Source organism: Vibrio sp. MMH1-50, assembly GCF_022347645.1.
Taxonomy (GTDB): domain Bacteria; phylum Pseudomonadota; class Gammaproteobacteria; order Enterobacterales; family Vibrionaceae; genus Vibrio; species Vibrio harveyi.
Genome location: NZ_JAKRGG010000062.1, coordinates 1 through 11,298, shown reverse-complemented (window position 1 = coordinate 11,298; position 11,298 = coordinate 1). Strand labels below are relative to the sequence as shown.

The window sequence follows — 11,298 nt, the reverse complement described above, 5'->3', positions numbered from 1 at the left end:
GATTCTTGATTTAGACCCACTAAACCTTTAAATCGCCGCCGCGTCTACAAACCAAGTCAGTCTCGCTGAACCTAGCATCTCGAGGTTACTTGGGTATAGATACGCGTGGACAACAGAATGGATTTATCCGTCGTCTCCAAATGTATAAGCAAATGTACAAGGGTGAGGCTTAAGCTGTGATACACACTTTCTCACGTAATCTGGGTTTTCATGCGTTGTGGTTCGTAAGAAAACCAGTAAACTGCGAGGAATCAACGACACTCAGACAAGAAGATAAGTGGGAAGTTATGATGTTAATTGCGATTCGATTGGTGAAGCTTGCCGTTATCTGTGCAGTGTTCTTCACTATCTACGATTTGATTGCGTTTGGTGAGGTGACTTGGATTAATCGTTTCTTCAACCTGTAATCTGAAATGAAAGGGGCAATCGTGCCCCTTTTTGCTACCTAGTTTGCCAGTTCTGGTTGCGTAGGTGGGGTGTTCACCACAGACATCTGTTGACATCGATCTTGAGCCAGAAAAAGAAACTTGTCGTAGCCGCTTTTCTCAAGCTCTTCACTAGAAACCAATTGCTTCACAATGTTATCGCAGCGCTTAATTAGCAGTTCGACTTCCAATGAAGATTTGTTGCTCGGGAAAGCACGCGTTAGCACTTTGATGATGTTAATACACACCGTTCTCAGCAACGGGCAACGTGCTTGAAGCTCAATTAAGGCATCGATCAAAGCTTGGTAATCTTGCTCAGCTGCACGAATCTTCTTGTACTGTTCTTGCATCCAAGCTTGGCGCTCCGCGTTGTCGGTTTCTAAAGAGCGACCGAGAGCAATTTTACTCGATAGAATGGTATCGCTTGAGTCGGTTTGTAGGTTTTCAAAACACCAAGTGATGGCTTGAGAAAACTCAGATTCGAAGTTCATCTCATGCAATAACCAAGCGAGGTGAAATTGTGCATAAAAGTGAGCGAAAGGCTTACGGCGATACAAATCACTGAGCACTTTAAACGCTGCAACGTACTGGTTTTCCTCAATCGCAATGTGCGCGGCAATTAAATCCAATTCGTCCTTAATTGCTTTGTTTTCAGGTCCGCTTGTGATCGACTTAAACAAGTTTTTCGCCTGAGCCAGCAAATCCTCACGACCTTCTAATTTTCGCACGCAGTAAAGCAAATTGCGGATCAAATTTAGCTTAGAGAAGGTGTTGTTGCGATAGGTATCTTTGTTGATATCCATGTACGCATGATAGTGCTGCAATGCTGAGTGGTAATCGTGCTCTGCAAGGCATAAGTTTACAATCACCAGTTCACGTTCTGAATTTCCTTCAACCAAGCTGTTTGCTAGCTCCAAGTGTTTGATAGCTCGTGGCACTTCGCGGTTCAGCATATTGAAGTTCGCGGCACATTCACGTACTTCTACGTTGTTCGGAGACTCTTCTAGCAGAGTACGCACTAGGCGTTGTGCTTCGTCGTTTTCCCCCAGAGAAACCAATGTGTTCGCCAAGCCGATTTTTGCCCAGTTAACGTCTTTGCGCTCGATAACTTGTTCGTAGACGATTTTGGCTTCGTGATGCAACTTTAGGCGCGTTAAGAAATCAGCGCGGAACTTCTCAATGATGAAAAAATACTCGGGATGAAAAGGCATCAGCTCTTCACATGCTTCTAAACCGGCGTGAGAGTCGTTGTTGAGTTCTGCTTGATAGATAACCTGCAACACGTTCTTGCGTTTCACCGCTGCTGAGATGCGTTCTCGCAACGTAATGGAATTAAAAGGCTTGAGTAAGTACTCGTCTGGTTTTAGCTCGATAATAGCGCGTACGATGGTCGCAGAGCTTTCACCGGTCACTAGAATAAACACCGTGTCATGGTTGAGTAATTTGAGATGTTTTAGTTCTTCAAACAGCTGCTTGCCATTCATACCTCGACCGAAGTTATAGTCACAAATGATTAGATCGATACGCTCTTGGTGAGCAATGGAAACCGCCCCCTTGGCTAAGCGAGCGGTGAAGATGCGTTTGTCAGAAAAGCCAAGCTTGGTCAGCATGTTACGTAATGTCAGTACCACGATAGGTGCATCGTCGACGATTAACACATTGTACTGTGAGAAAGATTTGGTATTCATTTCAAAGAGACTCATCATATGAACCATGTGACCGCGAATGAACAGCCACTGGCTAGAATTAGATCAAAGCTTCCAACTGCTCAAAGGGAATAGGGCGACAGCGAACAAATCCTTGGTACAGTTCCACACCAAGTTCGCGCAAATAACTTAACGTTTCAGTGTCTTCCACACCCTCTGCCACTGACTTAAGCCCCAAAGACTTAGCTAGATGTAGGCTCGATATGGTGATCTGCTGGCTTTTGGAGTTCGTCAACGCATCTTTGATGAACTGGCGGTCAATTTTCAACTCGGTGTATGGCAGTGTTGCCAGTTGGCTGAGTGATGAGTAACCCGTACCAAAATCGTCAATCGCTAAGTCAACGCCTGTTAAACGTAAGTTAGCGAGATTCGCCAAGGACGTGACGCTGCAGTCGTATACTTCGTCCTCGGTGAGTTCAAGCGTGATGCGTTCAGGTGCGATTTGGTATTGATCGCACAACGCAAACAAGCGAGCACTCATAGGTTGCTTGAGTGTTTTTTGATTCATGTTTACCGATAAATTGATATTTACCTTCAGTTGAGACATGTCTTGCAGCGCGTTCTCTAATACAATCCAGAACAGCTTATCTAACTCGTTACGAGCCTGAATCTCAGTAATAAACTGTGCGGGTGCAATAATGCCGTGTTGTGGATGTCGACAACGCACCAATGCTTCGACGCCGATCAGGCGGTTATCTTTCGCGGAGTATTGAGGTTGGTAATAGTTGAGAAACCAACCTTGCTCAAAAGCAGTGCTAATTTCATCCCTACCTATCAAAATGGGCAAGGACACCACTTGTTCTTCCAATGTGTATTGTTTGAACTCATTAAAGATCTGATTCAACTGCTGATGAGAGATCGGCTTAGTTAACGCTCGAACAAAGCCATAACCCGCAGACAAACACATGTTGTAGGTGATTTCGACTACATCTTGGCTCATTGCACTTAAAATCACGACACCTTTAGGGCGAGCGCTTTCTGCCAGGTTGGACAGCAGGTTCACCCCGTTAATGTCTGGCAAATCAATATCGCAGAACATCAGATCGACAGGCTGAGTCTCGCAAATGGTCGCGACTTCAGCACCTCGATGGACGATAGTAATCGTGCCCTCAAACAGACGATTGAGCAAAATCTTAAGATTAGTTGCTTGTAATCGATCGTCTTCAACAATCAAAATATTCAATTAATTGCTCTCACTCATTTCCAGCCACTGTTGTGTGGTACTGACTATGGTTTCTAATTCGTTAATAAGCGCGGTGCGAGCCTGAGTTTCTTGCTCACTGCCTACTGAAGACTCACATTGCATTGCCACATATCCAAGCTGGACTAAGTTGAGGGCGGCGGCTGATCCTTTGATGCGGTGCGCGATGGACTTGAGGCTTTCTTCTCCAGACTGAATCAACGCAATATCGTTGCTCAAAGCCTCACAAATCACCTGTGCCATTTCGAGCTTTTCTTCGTAGCTGTAGTCTTCAAGCCAGCCTTCTTGACGCTCACTGTTAAACGCTCTCGATAAGTATTGCTCGCATAAGGCTTGTAGATCGCCCAAGTTATATGGCTTAAACAGTACTGCTTCCATGCCATTGTGTTCCGCTTTTTCAATCACATTACGTGAGTTTTCTGCGGTACACGCTACAACGGGAATAGAGGCAAACTTACTATCTGCTTTGAGTACTTTAGTCAGTTGGTAGCCGTCCATATCAGGCATGTGGCAGTCAGTAATCACCAAACTAAAAGAGGTGATCGTATTGTCGCTTTGCGCTTGTTCTAACACCTCAATGGCTTCGATGCCACTGGCTGCAAGCTGGCAATTAACCCCCAGTTTTTCAAACTGACGCTTAAATAGCAGTCGATTGATAGCATCATCATCGACGACCAATACGCGACCATCCCAATGATACGCTTCTGTTAGTTCCAAAGGGCTTTGCGTGGTCGTATTACGGTTCAATTTCTGCAAAATCAAATCGGGATACACATTAGAGTAATGCGGATCTACCTCGACAACATGATGCTTGCTCCCAAATTCATCTAGCGTGACTTGCCATGTATTCAGCCAACGCTGGACTTGTTTGCTTTCAGTATAAACCGGAACCAAAGCAGTCAAATCAAGCGGTTGACTGGTCATCGGAAGTTGCACCTTGATGGTTGTGCCTTGCTCTTTTTGGCTTTCAACCTTAATGCTGCCCTCCATGATGTCGACCAAGCTTTTGACGATAGACATACCAAGCCCAGTTCCCCCAAAGCGGCGACTGATACTTTTATCCCCTTGGACAAAAGGTTGGAAAAGAGCAGCCAATTGCGCCGTGCTCATGCCGCACCCGGTGTCTTGTACACTAAATTCAAGCTGATTTTTGCTGACATGGACGCTCACAATGACTTTACCGTGTTCGGTGAACTTAACGGCATTGCTCAATAAGTTATTGATGATCTGGTTGACTCGCAACCAATCAAGAACCACCAACGCATGCGGCGTCGGAGTCCAGTTCAACTCAAACGCTAACGATTTTTGCTCTATGGCTTTCTCAAAGCTTCTTAGTGTTGAACCAAGCTCTTGATAAACATTGCCTGCATGAACATCCAACTGAAGCTGGTTCGCATCAATCTTCGAAAAATCTAGAATGTCATTGACGTGCAGCTGTAATCGCTCTGCAGATTGCATTGCGCTTTTCAGCAGCTCTTTGCTTTCTGAACGTTCTAAATCTTGTTCTAACAACTCCATTAAGCCCAACATTGCAGCGATTGGAGTGCGGAGTTCGTGACTAACCACGGCTAGAAAATGCTCGCGAGCCTCGATCGCTTGCATTGCCTTTAGGTTGGATGCTTTCAGTGCGGTTTCTTTCTGTTTAAGTTCACTGATGTCATCAAATACCGTCATGCAATATTGAGCCCCTTCTTCCGGGTGGAGTAGGGTCTGCTTACGAACGCGGTAGTGTTTGTCTCCCAAAGAGCATAAAGACGTTTCTGAGCTTTCTGAATCTGTGTTTACGCACTCTCGGGTCAACTTGAGCACTTGCTCTCGTTCATCATCTGGAATGCTCTTATCGACATTGCAGCGCGAAAGCATGTTAATAAACGGCTTGTTTGCCAGAATCTGCTTGTTATTGTCATCCGATATCAGAATTTTATTGGGCAGTTGATCCAGTACGGACGACAACCACTTGTTTTGCTTTTGGCGAATCTGAGTTTCGTATTCTTTGCGTTTGATGGTACGAGTCAGATGTCCGGTTCTAACGATGTAAATCAGTACTGCAACCAACAAAAGGCAGACGCCACCCAACGCCCAAATGACGACGGTTTCTTTGTCGACACCGTATTGAACCGTTACTTTATTGTGGCGGTCCATTAACTGTTTTAGTTCAGCGTCGGTTGTGATCTTAAGTACCGTGTTTAGTACTCGGCGCAGAAACTCTGAGTCTTTTCTTAACTCCATGCCCAATTTGATTTTCAACTGCATATCGTTGGGTGGTGTCGCTGGCTTAAACTTCACCCCTTGACCACCGTAGTAATGATTGTCAATCAGGCTTTGGTTGACGAATGCGTGAGAAATGTCGCCGTCTTCAAACGCTTTCATCAAACAGTCAAACTCTCTATAGACCGCAGCAAACTCATATTCTGGATGCTCGAGAAAATGAGGGTAGAAGTTCCCTGAACGATCCAGAATCGCGACGGATTTCTTCGCTCGTTCGTTGAGTGACTCAATAAAACCATATTGAAGGAACCCAAGTGTGCGAGTGGTAATAAAGCGCTTTTTATCTGTTAGGTTGATGTTTCTTGCAGGCAGCAAATCGACCATTTTTTCTTGAAGCATCAAATCCACATCACGTCCATTCGTTGGCACGTATTCGAATTTGATCATGCTCTTTTGTTCCATAAGCTTTAATAAGTCATGGACATAGCCTTTTAGCTCACCTGTTTCTCGGTCGAGGTAAGACAATGGGTATACGTTATCTTGAATCGTATAACGAACTGTTTTGTGCCCTTGTTGCTGCTTCAAAATATCCAACATCAACTCGTTGTGAAGAATGTTGATGTTGGCTTCAATGTGTAAACGACTATGTTTAGACTCTTTCGAGTGCTTAATGTACTTGTCGATGATGCTCATCAGCTTTGGTGAGTTCTTGCCAGTAAACACCGTGACCTCTCCCGGTTTAAGAGATCGGTTGTAAACCACCTTACCAACAAGTTCGCCATTCGGATTTTTAAAGCCGTAAGAACTCAGTGTAGAGAGACCCACGACAGCAGCATCAGCAGCGCCACTGTTGAGTGATGCTGTCATCATTAAGTTGTTCTTAACCGCATGAACGTGTTTGAACCCCAGAGCGTGAACTTGGTCGCACGCACTGGAATCTTTAACACAAACCCATTTCAGCTCATCAAGAGGTTTGTTTGCAAGGCTGTCATCTCGAAGCCATATCAGTCTTAGCGTATTGAAAATAGGTTGAGAATACAGAAAGCGTTGCGCACGTTTTTGAGTTGCAACAAAGCCGACGGTTAAGTCGATTTCGCCGTTTTCCAAGCCATCAAATAAAGTGTTGAGGCTTTTATATGGCACGTACTCAGCACCAACATGCAAGTCGTGCAACATAGATTCCGCGTATTCGATGTTGATGCCTTCTTTTGATGCTAGGTCTCCCCAATAGGGTAGCCAGTCACCTTCGAGAACACCGACTTTTAGTGATTCTTTGTTGTTTAGAAATTCCCTCTCTTCAAAGCTCAGAAAGTCTTGAGCAAAGGCGTTGAATGAAAGAGTAGTCAGTAATGCGGTGATGAAAGCGAAAAGTTTCACTAGGTTCAAATTTCCAGCCAAGGACGGAATCCAAAAAAGGGGGCGGAATCGTATAGCTTTTCGCCACTTTCCGCCAATCAAGGATGTTTGTCCTGTCGACAAGTTCCGCTTGATATTAAAGAGGGGGATTTGTGCAAACTTGCGCACGATTAATCAATAAGTTATGGGAGGGTGCTCAATATCCATACGGGCAGTAATGGAAAAAAAGTTAAAAGCAACTAAGTTCATATTAAGAGGTTAGGTAAGGATACCCAGAACTATGAACAAAAGGCTTACCACAAAAGGGTTATGTGGATGTTTGATGATAGGTTTTTGCGCTTTCGCTATTGCTGGTACTACGCATGATGACGAAGTGAATTTTCAGTTGGTGCAACCAATTGATGGCAAACCTACGATCGACATGGATCTAGCTCGAGTTGGTTGGCACTTGTTCCGAGACCCAAAGCTTTCATCTAATGGCACGATCAGTTGTGAGACTTGCCATGATCTCTCGACGAATGGTGCAGAATTGACGCCTGTTTCTACTGGGGTGCATGGCGTTGGCACTCGCAATTCAATCTCCGTTTTTAATGCCGCCTTAAATTATCGATTTCTATGGGATGGTACAGCAAACTCGCTGATGGCTCAGATCGATGGTCCAGTTCAAAACCCATTGGAGATGGACTCTAATTGGGAAGAGATAGAAAAATATGTTCAGACCAACCCGTCATATCAGGCGCTTTTTAAGCAAGCGGATAACCGAAGTATTGATGTGAACAACATTAAGCGTGCAATTGTGGAGTTTGTTAAAGGGCTCCAGACGCCAAGTTCTCCATTTGATGCTTATTTGCTTGGTGAGACGGATGCCATGAATGAACAGGCAATACGAGGCTGGGAGACTTTTCAGCAAGTGGGTTGTGTTCAATGTCATCAAGGACGAAATATTGGCGGAGCGATGATTCAACGGTTTGGTTATTTTCAAGTACCTGATGACAACCTCGACACAGGACGGCATTTAAGAACCTCTGATGGAGAAGACAAGTTCTACTTTCGAGTGGCAAGCTTACGGAATGTAGGACAAACCAGCCCTTACTTTCACAATGGGCAAATTGATAAGTTATCGGATGCCATACAAATCATGTCGCAGACTCAATTGGGTGTAACGATGAGCGACGATAACGTGGCAGATATCGAAGCCTTCCTTAAGACCTTGAGCGCCCCACGACCTGCAATTTTGGAGGTGTTTGAAAATGAATAAATTCCGTTTAGTGAATGCCGCCTTATTCGTCGTTATTGCCGTAATGGCGGTGTTAGCGTGCATGAGCCATGTGAATTCAAAAAATACTCAAGGGTTGCACGCATCGCTTTCTGAAATTGGTCACCATTTGATAGAAGCCCGAGACAGAGTCGTCAATCGCTATTCAATGGAAGAGAGAAAAACGTACGAAATTACCGAAAGTTTGGTTGAGCTTGAACTTGCCGCCGAGAATCTATGTACGGTTTTCAAACAGTCAATTTGGTTTGAATTTACGCCTACGAAAAATCGTGTAAAAAATATCGTAGCTCAATTTGATGGTAAGGTTCGCGATGCGACGCAAACCCTGGACATGTTAATTGGTGTTCAAGTTGCAAACCAGTACGAGTCACTCACTCTACACAATATTTATCAACGTCAGTTTGCGGCGCAAAATGATGACTCTTGGTTAGAGAAGCACTATTTTAACTTTCTAACCAATGCCGCATTACAAGGCGATAATCCTCAAAGTCAAAACATCTCATTGTTCTTGAATCGACTGCGCCAAAGTGAGCGAAAGATAGAGTTGCTTACTAACAAGATTTTAGAAAGCCATTATTTTGAGTTTGTTGAGTATTCTGAACATCAGTTACTTGAGATCGCACAGCGTGAAGCTCGACTCACATGGGTGTTTGTTCTTTTGTCCATCATCTTATTGGTAACCGTATTTGTGCTGCAAACTCAACATCGTGTGAATAAGCTCAAACATCTCAATGACGAATTAACTGAAGCGACAGAAAAGGCGGAACGTGCGGCAAAAGCCAAGTCACAATTCTTAGCAACCATGAGCCATGAGTTAAGAACGCCAATGAATGGTGTATTGGGCATTTCGCAAATCATCGCCAGCGAAACTCAAGAAAAGACAACCAAAGAGCATGTAAAAGTGATCTTGGACTCTGGTCAGCACCTCATGACGATTCTCAATGACATTTTGGACTTTTCTAAAGTTGAAGAGAACAAGTTGGAACTAGAAGCCGCACCATTCAATTTACCTCAAGTACTAACCCCAGTTTGTAGTGCGATTCAGCCTTTAATCGAAGAGAAAAACATTCAGCTTTACGTCGAGAACGAAGTGCCAGAAAACATCGAGTTTAACGGTGACTGCGCGCGTATTCGACAGATCTTGTTCAATCTCGCAGGCAATGCCGTGAAGTTTACGGGTGATGGGCATGTATTGATCCGCGCTGAGCTTGATGAACAAAGAAAACGTCTTCTCCTCTCGGTGAACGACACTGGTATTGGTATTCCGGAAGATAAACAAGGTCGCATTTTTAACTCGTTCGAACAGGCTGATACCTCTACCACGCGTAAGTTTGGAGGTACAGGGCTTGGTCTCGCGATTGTCAAAAAGCTCACTGAATTGATGAGTGGAGAGATTAAGCTCAAGAGTGTTGAGAGCATTGGGACTCAGTTCTTAGTGGATCTTCCTATCCCTTGGGTAGAGAAAGAACAGCCGGCAATGCCAAACACCAAAGCCGAGCAACAGCAGGAAAATAAACGCAATCTGCACATTCTCCTTGCCGAAGACAACCGTGTGAATGCGATTGTAGCGAAAGGCTTCTGTGAAAAGTTAGGGCATACGGTCGAGATTGCTGAGAATGGTTTGATTGCGACTAAGAAAGCACAAGAGAACCAATATGACTTGATACTGATGGACAATCACATGCCGGAGATGAATGGGGTTGAGGCGACGCGATTTATCCGAGAGAAGCTTGGTGTGAAGACCTTATTGTTTGCTTACACCGCCGATGTGTTTAGAGAAGCGCACGATAACTTTATCGACGCGGGTGCTGACCATGTACTGACCAAACCATTGCAGCGAGAGAGCTTTGCTGATGCGCTCAAGCAGTTTGCCTCTCGTTTACCTGTGCAAAATGACGTATCGGATCAAGCTGAAAACGTGGTTGAGTTACATCGTGAACCAATTGAGAGGCTGAGACTGACAGAAGAAGAGCTGACTCATTCTGAGACGGTAGAAATGCTCAAAGAGGAGCCTGATGCACTGTTAGATCTGCTTGAAAGCATAGTGAATGATTTCGAAAAATCGGTTGATGAGTTGATTGAGTATTTCATGGCAGAAGACTTATCGTCACTTTACAGCACCTTGCACACCACCAAAGGGATGGCGTTGAATCTTGGGTTAGACACACTGGCGAATCAGGCGCTAGAAATCGAAACTCAAGTTAAGAACAAGCAGATTCCTGATATTGAACAATTGCAAAAGTTGATCAACCGACTGCAAGTTAATATTCATCAAGGGCAGCGTTTGATTGATCGTTGCCGAAAGCAACAAACAGATTCAAACCAAGTGATTTGATCGCTCTATACCCGCATTTTCTGCCTTGTGAGTGGGAGTAAGCCCTAGGTTGTGGTTTACTTAGCTCTCTTTTGAAATCATCTCCTTTTGGAGTGCGCAACGACAGGGCAGGGAATTGCAATGAGTCAACATACCGCAGTGATTAAATGGCAACGTCAAACCGACGAAATTTTCAGTGATAATCAATACAGCCGAGCGCACGTTTGGCAGTTTGATGGTGGGCTTTGTGTTCCTGCTTCGCCATCTCCTCATGTTGTTCCATTGCCTTTATCTGTAGCTGAGAATGTGGACCCAGAAGAAGCGTTTATTGCGGCACTTTCAAGCTGTCATATGCTGGTCTTTCTCTCTATTGCTGCTAAACGCCGTTATGTGATCGACTCCTACGTAGATGAAGTGGTGGGCGAACTTACAACGGGAGAAAATGGTAAAGAGTGGGTTTCAAAAGTGACACTTAGACCAAACATTGTCTTTTCAGGAGACAAACAGCCGACACGTGAACAGTTAGAAAAAATGCATCATATGGCACATGAAAACTGCTTTATCGCTAACTCTGTAAAGACCGACGTCGTGACAGAGTTATTGGATTAGGAGAATGAGCCATTAAAAGCGTTAGTGAGGTGAAGCTTTCATAATCTTGCTTGTTGTGTTACCTAAGTTATACCCAAGTGACTTCAAGATGCAGGATTCAGAGTGTTGTCATTGATTCGAGAGCAAGGAAAACAACGCAGTGTAATAGCCAGCTCTTTCCAAGTTGTTTGACGCAGCAATCGGGTCAATGACACGCTCCCAAA

General features: G+C 44.5%; 6 protein-coding genes. 3 read left to right on the top strand and 3 right to left on the bottom strand.

Annotated elements, in window-relative coordinates:
• Window positions 1-445: 445 nt before the first annotated feature.
• Genes MHO32_RS24595 through MHO32_RS24585 form a run of 3 tightly spaced genes read right to left on the bottom strand, consistent with a single transcriptional unit; the run spans window position 446 to window position 6,917 of the window.
• Window positions 446-2,113, bottom strand: coding sequence for a response regulator (locus MHO32_RS24595; RefSeq protein ID WP_239214722.1), 1,668 nt, complete (start codon window positions 2,111-2,113; stop codon window positions 446-448).
• 58 nt (window positions 2,114-2,171) lie between these two features.
• On the bottom strand, window positions 2,172-3,314 hold the full coding sequence (locus MHO32_RS24590) for an EAL domain-containing response regulator (RefSeq protein ID WP_239214719.1): 1,143 nt from the start codon (window positions 3,312-3,314) through the stop codon (window positions 2,172-2,174).
• Window positions 3,315-6,917, bottom strand: coding sequence for an ATP-binding protein (locus tag MHO32_RS24585; protein WP_239214716.1), 3,603 nt, complete (start codon window positions 6,915-6,917; stop codon window positions 3,315-3,317). It lies immediately after the preceding gene.
• A gap of 259 nt (window positions 6,918-7,176) precedes the next feature.
• Between MHO32_RS24585 and MHO32_RS24580 the strand changes: the two genes are divergently transcribed.
• The 3 genes from MHO32_RS24580 to MHO32_RS24570 all read left to right on the top strand — a co-directional run bounded on the left by MHO32_RS24580 (window position 7,177) and on the right by MHO32_RS24570 (window position 11,095).
• Window positions 7,177-8,154, top strand: a complete 978-nt coding sequence (locus MHO32_RS24580; protein ID WP_074051370.1) for a cytochrome-c peroxidase — start codon at window positions 7,177-7,179, stop codon at window positions 8,152-8,154.
• On the top strand, window positions 8,147-10,507 hold the full coding sequence (locus MHO32_RS24575) for an ATP-binding protein (protein ID WP_050903345.1): 2,361 nt from the start codon (window positions 8,147-8,149) through the stop codon (window positions 10,505-10,507). Before MHO32_RS24580 ends, MHO32_RS24575 begins: the two co-directional genes overlap by 8 nt.
• 120 nt (window positions 10,508-10,627) lie before the next feature.
• A complete protein-coding gene (locus MHO32_RS24570; RefSeq protein ID WP_017818677.1) occupies window positions 10,628-11,095 on the top strand; it encodes an OsmC family protein in 468 nt (155 codons plus the stop codon).
• Window positions 11,096-11,298 lie beyond the last annotated feature (203 nt).